At 67.2% G+C, this 16,179-nt stretch carries 18 protein-coding genes; 11 read left to right on the top strand and 7 right to left on the bottom strand.

Annotated features, from left to right (window positions below; all coding sequences use genetic code 11):
* Positions 1-3: 3 nt before the first annotated feature.
* Positions 4-1,032, top strand: a complete 1,029-nt coding sequence (locus tag G6N57_RS06875; protein ID WP_077739826.1) for a sigma-70 family RNA polymerase sigma factor — start codon at positions 4-6, stop codon at positions 1,030-1,032.
* A 6-nt stretch (positions 1,033-1,038) separates the two neighbouring features.
* Here G6N57_RS06875 and G6N57_RS06870 read toward each other — a convergent pair whose 3' ends face one another.
* Complete coding sequence (locus tag G6N57_RS06870) at positions 1,039-1,530, bottom strand: VOC family protein (protein ID WP_077739825.1); 492 nt, start codon at positions 1,528-1,530, stop codon at positions 1,039-1,041.
* A gap of 152 nt (positions 1,531-1,682) precedes the next feature.
* Between G6N57_RS06870 and G6N57_RS06865 the strand changes: the two genes are divergently transcribed.
* Positions 1,683-2,807: an NDMA-dependent alcohol dehydrogenase gene (locus G6N57_RS06865; protein ID WP_077739824.1), complete on the top strand. Its 1,125-nt coding sequence runs from the start codon at positions 1,683-1,685 to the stop codon at positions 2,805-2,807.
* Between the two features lie 59 nt (positions 2,808-2,866).
* Here the strand turns inward: G6N57_RS06865 and G6N57_RS06860 are convergent, their stop codons facing one another.
* Together G6N57_RS06860 and G6N57_RS06855 are read right to left on the bottom strand one after the other, a co-directional pair.
* On the bottom strand, positions 2,867-3,280 hold the full coding sequence (locus G6N57_RS06860; protein WP_077739823.1) for a YkvA family protein: 414 nt from the start codon (positions 3,278-3,280) through the stop codon (positions 2,867-2,869).
* 75 nt (positions 3,281-3,355) lie between these two features.
* Positions 3,356-4,132: an SDR family NAD(P)-dependent oxidoreductase gene (locus G6N57_RS06855; protein ID WP_036390576.1), complete on the bottom strand. Its 777-nt coding sequence runs from the start codon at positions 4,130-4,132 to the stop codon at positions 3,356-3,358.
* 72 nt (positions 4,133-4,204) lie between these two features.
* Here G6N57_RS06855 and G6N57_RS06850 point away from each other — a divergent pair, with 72 nt between their 5' ends.
* From G6N57_RS06850 to G6N57_RS06825, 7 genes are all read left to right on the top strand, one after another.
* Entirely contained in the window at positions 4,205-4,924 is a 720-nt protein-coding gene (locus G6N57_RS06850; RefSeq protein ID WP_077739822.1) for a pirin family protein, read from the top strand.
* Positions 4,902-6,146: a PQQ-dependent sugar dehydrogenase gene (locus G6N57_RS06845; RefSeq protein ID WP_077739821.1), complete on the top strand. Its 1,245-nt coding sequence runs from the start codon at positions 4,902-4,904 to the stop codon at positions 6,144-6,146. The genes G6N57_RS06850 and G6N57_RS06845 overlap by 23 nt, the downstream gene beginning before the upstream one ends.
* 16 nt (positions 6,147-6,162) lie before the next feature.
* Positions 6,163-6,597, top strand: coding sequence for a helix-turn-helix transcriptional regulator (locus G6N57_RS06840; RefSeq protein ID WP_077739820.1), 435 nt, complete (start codon positions 6,163-6,165; stop codon positions 6,595-6,597).
* 5 nt (positions 6,598-6,602) lie between these two features.
* The gene (locus G6N57_RS31785; RefSeq protein ID WP_174814462.1) at positions 6,603-7,022 is read left to right on the top strand and encodes a VOC family protein; all 420 of its coding nucleotides are present in this window, start codon (positions 6,603-6,605) and stop codon (positions 7,020-7,022) included.
* A 3-nt stretch (positions 7,023-7,025) separates the two neighbouring features.
* A complete protein-coding gene (locus tag G6N57_RS06835; protein ID WP_174814461.1) occupies positions 7,026-9,389 on the top strand; it encodes an ATP-binding cassette domain-containing protein in 2,364 nt (787 codons plus the stop codon).
* A gap of 303 nt (positions 9,390-9,692) precedes the next feature.
* Positions 9,693-10,424 (top strand): TMEM165/GDT1 family protein, encoded by a 732-nt coding sequence (locus tag G6N57_RS06830; RefSeq protein ID WP_077739819.1) that lies wholly within the window; start codon positions 9,693-9,695, stop codon positions 10,422-10,424.
* Positions 10,425-10,487: 63 nt separating this feature from the next.
* The gene (locus G6N57_RS06825; protein WP_077739818.1) at positions 10,488-11,567 is read left to right on the top strand and encodes a phosphodiester glycosidase family protein; all 1,080 of its coding nucleotides are present in this window, start codon (positions 10,488-10,490) and stop codon (positions 11,565-11,567) included.
* 7 nt (positions 11,568-11,574) lie between these two features.
* Here G6N57_RS06825 and G6N57_RS06820 read toward each other — a convergent pair whose 3' ends face one another.
* The 3 genes from G6N57_RS06820 to G6N57_RS06810 all read right to left on the bottom strand — a co-directional run bounded on the left by G6N57_RS06820 (position 11,575) and on the right by G6N57_RS06810 (position 13,032).
* Entirely contained in the window at positions 11,575-12,108 is a 534-nt protein-coding gene (locus G6N57_RS06820; RefSeq protein WP_077739817.1) for an adenylate/guanylate cyclase domain-containing protein, read from the bottom strand.
* Positions 12,109-12,316: 208 nt separating this feature from the next.
* On the bottom strand, positions 12,317-12,595 hold the full coding sequence (locus G6N57_RS06815; RefSeq protein ID WP_077739816.1) for a barstar family protein: 279 nt from the start codon (positions 12,593-12,595) through the stop codon (positions 12,317-12,319).
* Positions 12,592-13,032, bottom strand: a complete 441-nt coding sequence (locus G6N57_RS06810) for a guanyl-specific ribonuclease (protein ID WP_234815779.1) — start codon at positions 13,030-13,032, stop codon at positions 12,592-12,594. Before G6N57_RS06810 ends, G6N57_RS06815 begins: the two co-directional genes overlap by 4 nt.
* 80 nt (positions 13,033-13,112) lie before the next feature.
* On the opposite strand from G6N57_RS06810, the gene G6N57_RS06805 reads away from it, so the two are divergent.
* On the top strand, positions 13,113-15,260 hold the full coding sequence (locus G6N57_RS06805; protein WP_077739815.1) for an acyltransferase family protein: 2,148 nt from the start codon (positions 13,113-13,115) through the stop codon (positions 15,258-15,260).
* A gap of 73 nt (positions 15,261-15,333) precedes the next feature.
* Here the strand turns inward: G6N57_RS06805 and G6N57_RS06800 are convergent, their stop codons facing one another.
* Positions 15,334-15,789, bottom strand: a complete 456-nt coding sequence (locus G6N57_RS06800) for a MarR family winged helix-turn-helix transcriptional regulator (protein WP_077739814.1) — start codon at positions 15,787-15,789, stop codon at positions 15,334-15,336.
* Positions 15,790-15,850: 61 nt separating this feature from the next.
* Between G6N57_RS06800 and G6N57_RS06795 the strand changes: the two genes are divergently transcribed.
* On the top strand, positions 15,851-16,177 hold the full coding sequence (locus G6N57_RS06795; protein ID WP_077739813.1) for an antibiotic biosynthesis monooxygenase family protein: 327 nt from the start codon (positions 15,851-15,853) through the stop codon (positions 16,175-16,177).
* The last annotated feature ends 2 nt before the right edge of the window (positions 16,178-16,179 follow it).

Here is a 16,179-nt window from a genome sequence, read left to right as displayed (position 1 = left end):
AAGTTGTCGGGGGTGCTGCGTAAGCTCGCGAATGTGACGGTCCTCGCTCACCGCCTCGATGACGACAGTCCGGCCGATGCGTTCCTGGCCGATGCCCAGCGCTACCGGCGTGAGCTGCTGGCGCACTGCTACCGGATGACCGGCTCACTGCACGATGCCGAGGACCTGGTGCAGGAGACCTACCTGCGCGCCTGGAAGTCCTACGAGGGCTTTCAGGGCAAATCCTCGGTGCGTACCTGGCTGTACCGCATCGCCACCAATACCTGCCTGACGGCGTTGGACGGCCGGCAACGCCGCCCGCTGCCGTCGGGCCTGGGCAACCCGAGCTCTTCGCCCACCGACGAGATCTCCGAGCACCACGAGATCCCCTGGCTGCAGCCGCTGCCGGATTCCACCGACGACCCGGCGGATCCCGGCACGATCGTCGGGACCCGCGATTCGGTCCGGCTCGCGTTCGTCGCCGCCCTGCAGCATCTGTCGGCACGCCAACGCGCGGTGCTGGTGATGCGTGAGGTGCTGCAGTGGAAAGCTGCCGAGGTGGGTGAGGCCATCGGGGCCTCCACTGCCGCGGTCAACAGCCTGCTCCAGCGGGCCCGGGCCCAGCTCGACGCGGTGGGACCGAGCCAAGACGACGAGATCGCCCCGCCGGACTCCCCGCACGCCCAGAACCTGCTGCGCAACTACATGGCCGCGTTCGAGGCCTACGACATCGACAAGCTGGTCGAGCTCTTCACGGCCGAGGCGATCTGGGAAATGCCGCCGTTCGACAGCTGGTACCAGGGGCCGGAGGCCATCGGCGACCTGTCCCGGTACAAGTGCCCGGCAGAGGAGCCCGGGGACATGCGGTTCATCGCGACGAGCGCCAACGGCCAGCCCGCCGCGGCGATGTACATGCTCAACCGAGAGACGGGCCGGCACGAGGCGTTCCAGCTGCATGTCCTGGAGGTGCAGCCCGAAGGCATCTCGCACGTGGTGGCGTTCATGGAGCTGTCGCTCTTCGAGAAGTTCGGGCTGCCTGCCGTCCTGCCCTAGCGCCGGCTATGAACCGTCGTAGGCCGCCTGCAACTCGGCGATGTTGAACTTCCCGTGGGTGCTCAGCACTGCCGACATCAGCCGAGCGTCGCCCGCGGGATCACCCTTGGCCAACAGCTCGTAGTACTCGGTCGGGGTGATCTGCCACGCCAGTCCGTACTTGTCCTTGAGCCAGCCGCACGGCAATTCCTCGCCACCTTCCACCAGTGCGGCCCAGAGCCGGTCGAGTTCCTCCTGGCCGGTGACGCGCACTTCCAGGGAGACGGCCTCGTTGAAGGTGAACTGCGGACCGCCGTTGATGCCGACGAAGCGCTGCCCGGACAGCTCGAATTCGACGACCACCGGCACATCCTGCGGAGAGGGTGAATCGGGATGGGAGGCGATGGTGGTGACGACGCGGCCGTTGCCACCGAATGCGGCGATGTAGTGCTGCGCGGCCTGCTCGGCCTCCCGGTCGAACCACAGGTTCGGGACGATGCTTGCTTTGATCTCGGTCATGTGGGGGTAGACCGGCTGCGGGCGCAGTTCTCATCGCGGGCCCGGGCCCGCAGCCGCGCAACCGTCAGTCAACGACGAAATCAAGCTTGAATCAGCGCAGGTCAAAGGCCAGTTACTCGACGGTACTGCAACCTGTTCTATTATCGCCTCCCATGAAGACCAAAGGCGCCCTGCTGTGGGAACTCAACTCGCCATTCAAGGTCGACGAGATCGACCTCGGCGACCCCGTCGCCGACGAAGTGCAGATCCGGATGCATGCCGCGGGCATGTGCCACTCCGACTACCACCTGACCACCGGTGCCACCCCGATGGCGCTGCCGGCACTCGGCGGGCATGAGGGCGCCGGCGTCGTCACGAAGGTCGGCAAGAACGTCACCGGCATCGAAGAGGGCGACCACGTCATCCTCGCGTTCATCCCGGCCTGTGGTGAATGTCCGCCGTGTCTGAAGGGCTTCCGTTCGCTGTGTGACCGCGGCGCGGTGCTGCTCGGCGGCAAGGCCATCGCCGACGGCCGGAGCTGGATCCACGCCGGCGGCCGCGAGGTGTCGCCGATGAACCTGCTCGGCACCTTCGCCCCCTACATGACGGTGCACAAGGATTCGGTCGTCAAGATCGACAAGGACATCCCGTTCGAGACCGCGGCCATCATGGGCTGCGCGGTGCCCACCGGCTTCGGTTCGGCCACCAACGTCGCCGACGTCAAGCCCGGCGAGACGGTGGTCATCGTCGGCGTCGGCGGCATCGGGATGAGCGCGCTGCAGGGTGCGGTGATCTCGGGCGCCAAGCACGTCATCGCCATCGACCCGAACGAGTGGAAGCGTGAGCAGGCCATCAAGTTCGGCGCCACGCACGTCTACGCGTCGATGGCCGAGGCCATCGCGCCGGTCATCGACGTCACCCACGGCCTGATGGGTGACAAGGTCATCATCGCCGTGGGCGAGATGAAGGGCGAGTACATCGAAGAGGCGATGATCCTCACCGCCAAGACCGGCACCTGCGTGGTGACTGGCATGGGCTCGATGATGGACGCCGACGTCAAGCTCAACCTGTTCCTGTTCACCATGTTGCAGAAGACGTTGAAGGGCAACATCTTCGGTGGCGGCAACTCGCACGTGGAGACGCCGCGGCTGACGGCGCTGTACAAGTCGGGCCTGCTCAACATCGACGACATGATCACCCGGACCTACAAGCTCGAAGACATCAACCAGGGCTACCAGGACATGTTGGACGGCAACAACATTCGCGGCGTCATCAAGTTCGACGAGTCGGACTGGTAACACTTTCCGCACCAGACCCAAAACCCCCTTTCAGCGTCGAAAGGGGGTTTTGCGTCTCTTCAGCGGTCGAGCCCGGTCAGGCGCACCAGGACGTCGAACCCGTCGTCAGTGCCCGGCCAGTGCGCCCGCACGGCGGCCACACCGGCATGACGGACGACGCTGCGCAGCACCACGGTCACGATGATGGCGTCGTCGGCGTAGCCGAGTACCGGGATGAAATCGGGGATCAGATCGATGGGCAGTGCCAGATAGACGACCAGCAGGGCAAGCCGGACGCGGACGCCTCGCGGCAATGTCTTGTCGGCGGCCAGTCGCCGGATCAGCCGCAGCAGGTCCGGAAGGATCCGCAGCGCCTCGGCGAGCAGGTTCCCGCGCGGACGCACGATGATCAGCGCGATGACCAGAACCAGCCAGCTCAGCACCAGGGCCGCCCCGAGGCCGATCAGCGTGTTACCCCACCAGGTGTCGACCACGTGATGATTGTCCAGCAGACGCAGAAGTCCCCCGGAACGTGCGCTCCGGGGGACCTCCGTGTCTGTTCGCGAGAGTTACTTGGGTGGCATCCGGATGCCACCGTCGACGCGGACGACCTCTGCGTTCATGTACGAGTTGGTCAGCAGCTCGACCACCATCGAGGCCAGCTCGTCCGGCTTGCCGAGGCGGTGCGGGAACAGCACCGACTCGCCCAGCTTGGCCTTGAACGCCTCGGAGGCTTCGCCCTCCCCGTAGATCGGGGTGTCGATCAGGCCGGGGGCCACGGTGTTGACGCGAATGCCCACGGCGGACAGATCGCGGGCCACAGGGAGGGTCAGGCCGACCACGCCACCCTTGGACGACGAGTAGGCCGCCTGGCCGATCTGGCCGTCGAAGGCCGCGACACTGGTCATGTTGACGATCGCGCCGCGCTCGCCGGTGTCGGTGAGCTCGTTGCGGCTCATCGCGGTGGCGGCCAGCCGGATGCAGTCGAAGGTGCCGACCAGGTTGATCGCCAGGACCTTCTTGTAGGCGTCCAGGTTGTGCGCAGAGGCGAACTCGCCGTCCTTGCCGATGGTGCGCTGGGCCCAGCCGATGCCGGCCGAGTTCACCAGGGCGCGCAGCGGGCCGAGCTCGACGGCCTTGTTGACCGCGGCCTCGATCTGCTCGGTGCTGGTGACGTCGACGCTGACGAAGGCGCCGCCGATCTCCTTGGCGAGGGCCTCGCCCTTATCCGCCTGCAGGTCAGCCACGACAACGCGGGCTCCCTTGGCAGCCAACTGGCGGGCAGTCGCCGCGCCGATACCTGATGCGCCGCCGGTGACGATGGCGCTTGCTCCGTTGAGTTCCACGCCCAACACACTAAGCCGTTGCCCTACCCGATCCACCAGTTGGTCAGCTACGGCCGTCGGTAGGCTGGCGCCATGGCTTCCGGGACGTCCAAGGTCGACATCCGACGCGCGGACGACCGCGGCGCGAGCACGACCGACTGGCTGCAATCGCGGCACTCGTTCTCATTCGCCGACTACTACGACCCGGCCAACACCCACCACGGGCTGTTGCTGGTGAACAACGACGACATCGTCGCGCCCGGGAGCGGCTTCGACACTCACCCGCACCGGGACATGGAGATCGTCACGTGGGTGCTGTCGGGCCGGCTGGCGCACGAGGATTCGATGGGCAACTCCGGGGTGATCTACCCCGGTCTGGCGCAACGCATGTCGGCGGGCACCGGCGTGCAGCATTCCGAGAAGAACGGATCTGCCAGTGAGCCCGTGCATTTCGTGCAGATGTGGGTGCTGCCCGACACCGCAGGGGTGACGCCGAGCTACCAGCAGCAGGAAATCGAACTGGCCAACTCGTTGACGCCGATCGCCTCCGGCGCCGTCGACGCGGCCGTCACCCTGCACAACCGCAATGCCACGCTGTACGGCGCCCGCCTGCAGCCCGGCGATTCGGTCGACCTGCCGCAGGCCCGCTACGTCCACCTGTTCGTCGCGCGCGGGTCCGTCACGCTCGAGGGGGCGGGGCCGCTCGCCGAGGGTGACGCCGCCCGGCTCACCGACGCGGGCGCACGGGTCACCGCTGACACGGAAGCCGAGATCCTGGTCTGGGAGATGAATGCGGGTCTGGGCGGCGCGTAGCGCGCTCGCACTCATCACCGCGACCGCACTGGTCGCGTGCGGGAGCAACCCCGACCCGGCGCCACCATCCCCATCGAGCGCCGAACCACCCGCAGGGCTGATATCCGCCGCCCTGCAGGTACCGGACGAACTGGCCCAGGATCCGCTCGACGAGCCACGCCAGGCCCTGATCCCGCCCGGCTGGACCATCGAGGTGATCGCCCGCGTGCCCAAGGCCCGGATGGCCGCGTTCGCCCCGGACGGCGCGTTGCTGGTGTCGGTCCCGGCCACCGGACAGGTCCTGATCGTGCGCCCCGACCAGCGCACCCTGCTCGACGGGCTGGAGCAGCCGCACGGGCTGTTCTTCGCCGGGCCGACGCTCTACGTCGCCGAGAGCAACCGTGTCGACGCCTATGACTACGTCGACGGCCGGGCCGTCAACCGCCGCACCGTCGCCGGTGGGCTGCCGGACGCCAAGAGCCCCGAACTGCACGGCGCCTACTCCCATGCGCTCAAGAGTGTGGTCGTGGGATCCGATGGCGCGGTGTACTTCTCGATCGGATCGACCGGCAACGTCTCAGCCGAGGACCGTGGCGCCACCCCGCCGCGGGCCACCATCATGCGGGTGCCTCCCGGCGGTGGGCCCGCCGCCCCGTTCGCCACCGGGGTGCGCAACGGCACCGGCCTGGCCCTGGCGCCGGACGGCGCACTGTGGACGGCGGTGAACAACCGGGACAACGTCGCGGATCCGCAGGGCCGGGTGCGCCAGGACTATGTGGACGACCATCCGCCGGAATCGGTGGCGAAGGTGACGCCGGGACGCGAATTGGGTTGGCCGTACTGCAATCCCGACGGCACGCCACCGGCCGGGTTCATCCGGGACATGGAGACCAACGCCGACGGCAGCAAGATGGACTGTGCGGCCCTGGCGCCCGTCGAGCAGACGTTGGGAGCGCATGCGGCCCCGCTGGGTATGAGTTTCGCCGCGCTGCCCCTGCCCTACGGGCAGGGGGCGCTGGTCGGGGTGCACGGCTCATGGAACCGACAGGCACCGCAAGCGCCCGAGGTGTCGTTCTTCGGTTGGCGCAACGGCACATTGGGACCACAGCAGACGTTGGTCGGTGGCTTCCAGGACGACGACGGCACCCGCTGGGGACGACCGGTGGCCGCGGTCGCCGGGCCGGACGGCGCGGTGTACGTCACCGACGACTACGCCGGCGCGGTGTATCGGCTCGCCCCGTAGACGTACGATCGCCGTTGTGGCCGACCAACAGCTGCGCGATCTCAAGCTGCTGCGCCGGGTCAGGGACCGCATCGACCGCGAGTACGCGCAGCCGCTGAACGTCGAAGCGCTTGCCCGCGGGGTGAACATGTCCGCCGGTCACCTGTCCCGGCAGTTCAAGGTCGCCTATGGGGAGTCGCCGTACTCCTACCTGATGACCCGTCGTATCGAGCGCGCGATGGCGCTGCTGCGCGGCGGCGAGATGTCCGTCACCGAGGTCTGCTTCGCCGTCGGCTGCTCCTCGCTCGGCACGTTCAGCACCCGGTTCACCGAGCTCGTCGGCATTCCGCCGAGTGCGTATCGGCAGCAGACTGCCGGAGTAACGGAAGGCATGCCGTCCTGCGTCGAAAAGCAGGTCACCAAACCGGTCAGGAATCGAGAAGCGCCCGCCACCCGCCTGCACCTAGCGTGAATGCCATGACAAGCACAGACATCACCATTCACTCCAGCATGCTCCCCCTCGACGATCCGGAAGAGGCGCTCGCGTTCTATCGCGACGTCCTCGGCTTCGAGGTCCGTCTCGATGTCGGCAAGGACAAGATGCGCTGGATCACCGTCGGTCCGCCGAACCAGCCCGACACCGCCGTCGTCCTCTACCCGCCGTCGGCCACCCCCGGCCTCACCGACGACGAGCGCCGCCTGATCGCCGAGATGATGGCCAAGGGCACTTTCGGAACACTCCTGCTCGCCACCAAAGATCTCGACAGTACGTTTGAAAAGGTGCAGGCCGGAGACGTCGAGGTGGTCCAGGAACCGACTGAGCAGCCATACGGCGTGCGGGACTGTGCCCTTCGTGACCCTGCCGGCAACATGGTCCGTATCCAGGAGTCGCGCTAGCCGATGCATCCCGCCGACAGCCACGATCTGATCCGGGTCACCGGTGCCCGGGAGAACAACCTCAAGGACGTCGACATCGAGTTGCCCAAACGCCGGTTGACGGTGTTCACGGGCGTCTCGGGGTCGGGCAAGAGCTCACTGGTGTTCGACACGATCGCCGCCGAGTCCCAGCGGTTGATCAACGAGACCTACAGCGCCTTCGTGCAGGGCTTCATGCCGAACCTGGCCCGTCCCGAGGTCGACGTCCTCGACGGGCTGACCACCGCGATCATCGTCGACCAGCAGCGGATGGGTGCCGACCCGCGCTCGACCGTCGGCACCGCCACCGATACCGGGGCGATGCTGCGCATCCTGTTCAGCCGGATCGGCACCCCGCATATCGGTTCACCCCAGGCCTTTTCGTTCAACGTGGCCTCGATCAGTGGTGCGGGGGCGGTGACGCTGGAGAAGAGCGGGCGCACGGTCAAGGAACGTCGCGAGTTCAACATCGTCGGCGGGATGTGCCCGCGGTGCGAGGGGCGCGGTGCGGTCAATGACATCGACCTGACCGCGCTGTACGACGACACCAAATCGCTCAACGAGGGTGCGCTGACCATCCCCGGCTACAGCATGGACGGCTGGTACGGCCGGATCTTCCGCGGCTGCGGCTTCTTCGACCCGGACAAGCCGATCAACAAGTTCACCAAGAAGGAACTCGACGCACTGCTGCACAAGGAGGCGACCAAGCTCAAGGTCGACGGGGTCAACCTGACCTATCTCGGGCTGATCCCGCAGATCCAGAAGTCGTTCCTGTCCAAGGACGTCGAGGCCATGCAGCCGCACATCCGGGCGTTCGTCGAACGCGCGGTCACCTTCACCACCTGCCCGGAGTGCGATGGGACCCGCCTGTCGGAAACTGCGCGGTCGTCGAAGATCGACGGCGTCAACATCGCCGAGGTCTGCGCCATGCAGATCACCGACCTGGCCACCTGGATCGGCGGTCTGGCGAAGAAACCCACAGCCAAGCCCGTGGCTCCACTGCTCGCGGCGTTGCAGCACACGCTGGATTCGTTCGTCGAGATCGGGCTGGGCTATCTGTCGCTGGACCGCCCCGCCGGCACGCTGTCGGGCGGAGAAGCCCAGCGCGTCAAGATGATCCGGCACCTCGGCTCGTCCCTGACCGACGTCACCTACGTGTTCGACGAACCGACCATCGGCCTGCACCCGCACGACATCGCCCGGATGAACAACCTGCTGCTGGCCCTGCGCGACAAGGGCAACACTGTGCTGGTGGTCGAGCACAAGCCCGAGACGATCTCGATTGCCGACCATGTGGTGGACCTGGGCCCGGGCGCCGGGGCGGCCGGGGGCGAGGTGGTCTTCGAGGGCAGCGTGGCGGACCTTCGGGACAGTGACACCGTCACCGGACGCCACCTGGGTTACCGCGCCGCGCTCAAGGATTCAGCACGGAAAGTCAACGGCGCGTTGGAGATCCGTGGCGCAGACACCCACAACCTACGCGATGTGGACGTGGATATCCCGCTCGGCGCGCTGGTGGTGATCACCGGTGTCGCGGGCTCGGGCAAGAGTTCGTTGATCGACGGGTCGGTGGCCGGCCGCGACGGCGTGGTGGTGGTCGATCAGAGCCCGATCCGCGGCTCGCGCCGTAGCAATCCGGCCACCTACACCGGGTTGCTCGACCCGATCCGTAAGGCTTTCGCGAAGGCCAATGACGTCAAACCGGCGCTGTTCAGCTCGAATTCGGAGGGCGCCTGCCCGACCTGCAACGGTGCCGGGGTGATCTACACCGACCTCGGTGTGATGGCCACGGTCGAGACCACGTGCGAGGAGTGCGAGGGCAGGCGGTTCGGCGCCTCGGTGCTGCAGTACACCCTCGGAGGTCGCAACATCGCCGAGGTGCTGGCCATGCCGGTCAGCGAGGCGGAGCGGTACTTCTCCGAGGGCGAGGCCAAAGTTCCTGCCGCACAAAAGATCCTGTCCCGCATGGCCGATGTGGGCCTGGGTTATCTGACCCTCGGGCAACCGCTGACCACGCTGTCCGGTGGCGAGCGGCAGCGCCTCAAGCTGGCCGCGCAGATGGGCGAAAAGGGCGACACGTACATCCTGGACGAGCCGACCACTGGCCTGCACCTGGCCGATGTCGAACAGCTGCTCGGGCTGCTGGACCGGCTGGTCGATTCGGGCAAGTCGGTGATCGTGATCGAGCACCATCAGGCGGTCATGGCGCATGCCGACTGGATCATCGATCTGGGGCCGGGAGCGGGGCATGACGGTGGCCAGGTCGTCTTCGAGGGCACCCCGGCGGCTCTGGTCGCAGAGCGCGCCACACTCACCGGACAGCACCTCGCCGAATATGTGGGTGCCTGAACCTACATTGTCAGGGGACCCGAACTTTCTGGTGTTGATCCCCAAACTTATTGTCGAATAAGCACTTTCGGGCGGGACGGTTTGCATCGTCCCGTCCGAAGTGCGTATGGTGGGTGACAGCGAAGGGGAGTAGCCCCCAATCGGATATTCGACATACTGGCCGCGCAGCGATGCGGAACCGGCCCGGTTATCCGAACCGGCCACAGCCCGGTGGGCGAGACCTTCGGCCGTAGACCATTGGTTTGCCGGCCGGAGGCATCTGATTCAGCCCCCAACGGCAGCCAACGACCGAGGAGTTGTTGAGTGCTGGCTGCTCTGCTCTTGAGTTTCGCTGTCATCTTCGTCGCCGAGCTCGGCGACAAGTCGCAGTTGATGGCCATGACCTTCGCGCTGCGCTACCGCTGGTGGGTGGTGCTCGTCGGTATCACCGCGGCCACCACTGCGGTTCACCTGATCTCCGTCGCCGTCGGCCACTATCTGGGCGCGGCGCTGCCGACCCACCTGCTCGGCATCCTCGCCGGTGTTGCGTTCGTGTTCTTCGGGCTCTGGACCCTGCGCGGCGACAAGCTGTCCGACGACGAGGCGACCAAGGCCCAGCGTTCGACCGCCCCCGCGTTCTTCACGGTCACCTCGGCCTTCCTGCTCGCCGAACTCGGCGACAAGACGATGCTCGCGACCATCACGCTGGCCGCCGACAACAACTGGGTGGGGGTGTGGATCGGTTCCACCATCGGCATGGTGGCCGCCGACGCGCTCGCCATCATGGTCGGGGCGATCGCAGGCAAGCACCTGCCCGAGCGGGTGATCCAGCTGGGTGCCGCGGCGCTGTTCGTGATCTTCGGCCTGGCGATGCTGCTGGAGGCCGCCTTCCCGGCCGCGCCGGTCTGGGCGACCACCGCGGGTGCGATCGCGGTGACCGCGCTGTGCGCTGCGGCCCTCCGTGCGCTGCCCGCGAATTTGCGGCCGGCGGTGCTGCGCAAGCCCGATGTGGCCGAACCAGCTAACACCGATCAACCAGGTGCGATCGCCTCTTGATCCAACCGTGACCAGGCTGTTACGCATGTTGACAGAGTTTCCTGTGTGGTTATTGTGTAGTTCGTGCCAGGCCTGGCAAAACTCCTCCAACGCGCGGTCGCCACTGCGTCCGCCGTTGCCGTCTGCGCGGCATTAGCCACCAGCGGCTCCCCCGTCGCACGCGCCGAGGACGCCCGGACGCTGTTGCTCGGGGCGATCGCGAACACCAAGGGTTCCTACCTCGTCTACAACTTCGGCGGCCAGTTCGCGGCACCGTTCCTGTCCGCCGACGGACGTGCCTACACGCTCAACAACGGCGGCCACCTGATGGCCATGAAGAACGCCTCGGGCCGGCTCAACCCGCGCCTGCTGGTCGACAGCCATCAGGGGTATCAGTCCCGTTGTGAGCGCACCCCCGGCGCCCGTACCAGCGAGGGCCTTTGGCAGGCGTCGGAAACCTATGCGCCCCTTGCCGCGTGGCAGGTTCTCGGGCAGCCCACCATCGCGGTCAACGCCAACTTCTTCGACGTGCGCGGGCAGCAGGGCGGCTCGTGGCGCGACACCAAGTGCTCGTCGCCGCTGGGCGCCTACGTCGACAACACCCGCGGGCAGGGCCGCGCCAATGCCGCGGTCACCGGCACCTTGGCCTACGCAGGCAAGCAGGGCCTGTCCGGCGGTGACGAACGATGGGCGGCGCTGGCCACCATGATCCTTCCGATGGGCGGCGCCCCGTATGTGGTGATGCCCAAGGGGCCCAACGACTACGACTCGGCCACCCCGGTGATCCAGCGGCTGCTGGATCAGAACGCCCGGTTCGTCGCGGTGGCCGGCATCGGACTGCTCGCTCCGGGCGAGACCGGCCAGCTCAACGACAACGGCCCGAGCGCGGCGCGGACCGCCGTCGGCTACAACCGGGCCGCCGATCAGCTCTACGTCTTCCAGGGCGGCAGCTACACACCGGACAACATCCAGGACCTGTTCCGCGCGCTGGGCGCCGACAATGCCCTGCTGCTCGACGGCGGCGGCTCGTCGGCGATCGTGTTGCGCCGCGATTCCGGCGGCATGTGGAGTGGCGCCGGATCTCCGCGTGGGAACTGCGATACCCGTCAGGTGCTGTGCGATTCGCGCGAACGGGCCCTGCCGAGCTGGCTGGCCTTCAACTGACCAGCGTTCAGTTGACCAAGATCTCCGCGAGCACGGCGGTCGGCATTCGCGGCGGCAACACGTACTTGCGTAATCCCGGATGGCACAGCTGCAGCAGCCGTTCCTGAGGCTCGGTTTCTCCCATGCGTTGGTCGCCAAGGTATTTCAACGTCACGCCGGAGGGTAGGTCGGCGCCGACCAATGCCGCCGTCGTGCCGGATATCAACGTCTGCCCGACATGCGCGACATCGCGGAGCCGTTGCGTACCGGTGCGAGAGGTGTGCACGCCGATGCACAGCTCGAACGGATCCAGCGGCGTCAGTTGCAGGTACAGCGCGCAGGCCACCGCATCGGATGCGCGGTCGAAGGTGGCGGTGAAACCGTCGCAGGAAGGCTGCCTCGCCGAGAGCGTGCCGCCATGGAGTGCCACAAAGTGCGTCATCGTCGCGCGGTAGTACGGGAGTGCAGCCGCCATCACCTCCGGCTGCATTTGCCACAGGCCGGCAGATCCCTCGGTGCGGGCCATCAGCCATGTCGTCTCGGTGGACAGTTCTTCGGTCACGCGCCTATTGCTCCCGCCTGTTTCGCACCAGTCCTCCCGCACCAAGAGGCACGCAGAATGCCAGCGTAACCAGTTTTCGCGGGACGCGCGGCGACAATCAACGGCGTTGCCGCAGAGCCTCGTTGCCAGCCCGGAGCGACCGCGCTCTTGCCCACGAGCGACGCGCGTAAGCGGTCACCGAGCCACTTTGCTGGCCCTCAATTCCGCTTCAGTTCTCCAGCCACAGGTCGACGCCTTCGGTGGCGAAGATGGACAGCACGGTGCTCCAGGTGTCTTGCCCGAGCGCCTCTTTGATGTTCCGGTACGACGTCATCACGAACCGGAACTTCCGATTGTCGGGAGTGCCGAATCCGCCGCGCAGGCAATCGGCCAGCGCATCCAGATTCGAGCCGAAGTAGCCACCGTCGCCGTTGACCGCGCGGCCCATCTCAGTGAAGAAGTCGGCCTTGGAGGCCACCTTGGTCCCATCGATCCGATACGTCTTCACATGCCTCCGATCAGGCAGAACGATTCGTAATGGTCGCCGGTGTAGTAGTACTCGGGTGGGTCGTTCTGTGGCGCTCCCCCGGTGACGATGCGCCGCTTGCCGCGGTGCTTGTTGCCGGGCGTCGGAACGGTGTACTCGTGGTAGTAGCCGCGCTCGTGTTTGGGCAGTCGGCCTTCGTAGTTTCCGAAGACGACGCCGTCGTTGCGCGGATAGGGAAACGGCCCACCCGACTGAATGAGCTCAACGGTCTTGTCCGCTTCGGGCGGCAGGCCGTTCAGATCGCAGGTACCGTCCGCTGCTGCCGGCTTCGTCGGTGACGCCGTCGCCGGAGCTGAGACCACCGGGGCGGCCGGAGACTGCGCGGTGTCAGTCGGAGCACAACAGCCCGCGAGCAGTCCGCCCAGCACTGCGAGTGCCGCAAGGCGTGATCGTCCCATCGGCACGAGGCTAGCAACAGGCACGCAAATCCAGGGTCAACGGCGCCAGTCGTGCGACGATCGTTACTCGAGTGAACAGAGTGACAACCCTCGCGGAGCCCACGGCCCGCCGCGGCAACGCCGCGAGCGGGCGAAAACCCCTGTCGAACAAACAGTTTCGCCCCGATATCGAGGGCCTGCGGGCAGTCGCAGTGCTCGCCGTGGTGCTGTTCCACGCCGGGGTGCCCGGCTTCGGCGGCGGGTTCATCGGCGTCGACGTGTTCTTCGTCGTGTCGGGATTTCTGATCACCGGACTGCTGTGGCGCGAGGCGTCGGGTACCGGGACGGTCCGGATGGCCCAGTTCTATGCCGGCCGAGCCAGACGACTGCTTCCGGCCGCCGCGCTGGTGCTGGTCGTGACATCGACGGCGGCCACCCTGCTGCTCCCACCGCTGCAGGCCCGTTCGGTGCTGGCCGACGCGATCGCCAGCGCCCTGTATGTCGGGAACTACCGCTTCGCGGCGGAGGGCACGGACTACCTGGCGGCCGAGACGGCGGCGTCGCCACTGCAGCACTATTGGTCACTCGGGGTGGAGGAACAGTTCTATCTGTTGTGGCCTGCGCTGATCCTGGGCATTGCCTGGCTGCTGACCCGCTGCGGTCGCAGCACCCGGTCGGCCGTCCCCTACGCGGGCGTCCTGGCGGTGGTGGCCGCCGCCTCGCTCACGGTGTCGTTGTCGTGGACCCAGTCGATGCCGCCGTGGGCGTTCTTCTCCCTGCCGACCCGAGCCTGGGAGTTGGCCGCCGGCGGGCTGATCGCGTTGACGGCGACGCACTGGCGCAGCCTCCCGCCGGTCTGCGCGGCCCTGGTCGGCTGGGGTGGCCTGGCGCTGATCCTGGCTACCTGCACGCAGCTCGGTACTGCCACCCCCTACCCCGGATCGGCGGCGCTGCTTCCCGTGATGGGGACCGCCCTGGTGATCGGGGCCGGTTGCGCAATACCCGATCTGGGTGTCGGACGCCTGCTGTCGAAACCGGTGATGCGCGGCATCGGCCGGCTTTCGTACTCGTGGTACCTGTGGCACTGGCCGGCCCTGCTGTTGGCGCCCGCCCTGTTCGGCCACGGACTGGGGTTGGCGGGCCGGCTGGCGATGATGGTGATGTCGCTGGGCCTGGCGATCCTGACCCTGCATCTGGTCGAGAACCCGGCCCGGTTCGCCACCGCGTTGCGGGGGTCATCGTGGCGCAGCCTGGCCGTCGGCGCGACAGCCACCGGGGTGGCCGTCTGTGCGGGCCTGGTGTTGTTGGCGGTGCGTCCCGTCCCAACGGGAGCCGGACCCGCAGCGGTTCCGGTCGCCGTCATCGGGCCGACCCGCGCGGACGCTCCGACGCAAGCGCAGACGCAGACGCCCGAGCAGCGGGTGCAGGCGGCGGTGGCCGCGGCGGCCGGCCTGCGTGCCGTGCCGTCGAATCTGTCACCGCCGCTGGGCAACATCACCAAACCCGAAGTGTTCGTGAACGGCTGCGTACTGTCCTGGAAGGACATCGCCGTGCCTGACTGCGCGTCCGGCGACACCTCGTCGGCCACCAAGGTCGCGCTGATCGGCGATTCCCACGCGGGGATGTGGCAACCCGCCCTGGAAACCGCCGCGCAGCAGCGACATTGGCGGCTGGAGACCTACGCGAAAGTCACCTGCCCGCCGATGAAGCTCCCCATCCTCAGCCCCTACCTCGAGCGCGAGTTCACCGAATGCCAGCAGTGGCGGGCCGACGTGCTGACGCGGATCGCCGCGGAACGCCCGACCCTCGTCGTTCTGGACATGGTGCGCCGCTACGGGGCCGACTTCGGGTTCGTCAGCTACGACCCGACCTGGCTGGACGGGTTGACCCGACTGGTCTCGCAGTTGCGCGGCACCGGCGCGCGGGTGCTGGTTCTCGGTCCCGTGCCCGACCCGCACACGACGGTTCCCACCTGCCTGTCGGCGCATATGGACGACGCTTCGGCGTGTGCGCCCAACCGCGCGATCGCCGTGAACGACAACGGCATTGCCGCGGAAGCCGCAGCGGTACAGGCCGGCGGTGGACAGTACGCGCGGCTGGACCAGTACTTCTGCACCGACCAACGCTGCCCGGTCATCGTCGGCAACACCCTGGTGTTCCGGGACGACAACCACATCACCGCCGAGTACGCCCAACTGCTGGCGCCGGTGCTGACCCGCCTGACCGAAAGTGCGCTGGCGCCAAACTAGAAGCCGGCCACTTTGGCCACCTCGACGTCGACACCAGGTCCGGCGGGCCGACCGCGCCCACGCCTTTCCGAAGTCACCGGTCAATCGTCGTTTCTGCCGCGGCCCCCTCGAGATTCTCCGCGCAGCGCAACAGCAACGACGCGAGTTCCCGTTGGGCTTTACCAGGAATTCCGTTCAGCATGTCCTGCTCGACACGCAGCACCGCGGCGTGGGCTCCGCCGAGTCGACGCTTGCCCGCGGCAGTCAGCTGCAACGACCGAGCACGGCCCCGCTGCGGCCCGGCCGATTCCTCCACCAGGGCATCGGCACGCAGGCCGCTCAGCACGTCTTGCAGCGACTGACGCGTGACAAAGCACAGCCGGGCCAGTTCTGCCGCCGAGGCCTGAGGGTGGTCGGCGAGCGCCCGTAGGACCGTGTACTGCGCCATCGACAATCCAGTAGGTCGCAGTGCGGCATCGCAATTGCGGCGCAAGCTCTGCTGCACCCGCTTGACGAGGTAGCCGGCGCCGGCTTCCACATTCGCAGCCATGACAGGAACCTTACATCAATGCTACCGTCGTCTTTGTAAGGAACCTGACATTGGAGGAATCGTGACGACCATCCAGGAACACAACCCCCACGCCACCCTGATCAACGTGTTCACCGTGGAGCCTCAGCGGGCGGCCGAACTCGCCGCATCACTGGGACAGGCGACCGAGGACGTGATGCGCCACGTCCCCGGATTCGTCTCCGCCAACATTCATCTGAGTACGGACGGCACTCGCGTCATCAACTATGCGCAGTGGCGCAGCGCCGAGGACTTCCACGCCATGCTCGCCGACCCCGTGGCACGGGAGCACATGGGGCGGTGCGCCGACATCGCGATCAGTTTCGACCCCCACCTGTACACCGTCGAGTCGGTGCACCAGGCGAGTTAGGC

The organism is Mycolicibacterium boenickei (assembly GCF_010731295.1).
In the GTDB taxonomy this organism is placed as follows: Bacteria; Actinomycetota; Actinomycetes; order Mycobacteriales; family Mycobacteriaceae; genus Mycobacterium; species Mycobacterium boenickei.
This window is presented reverse-complemented; position numbering and strand designations above follow the sequence as displayed.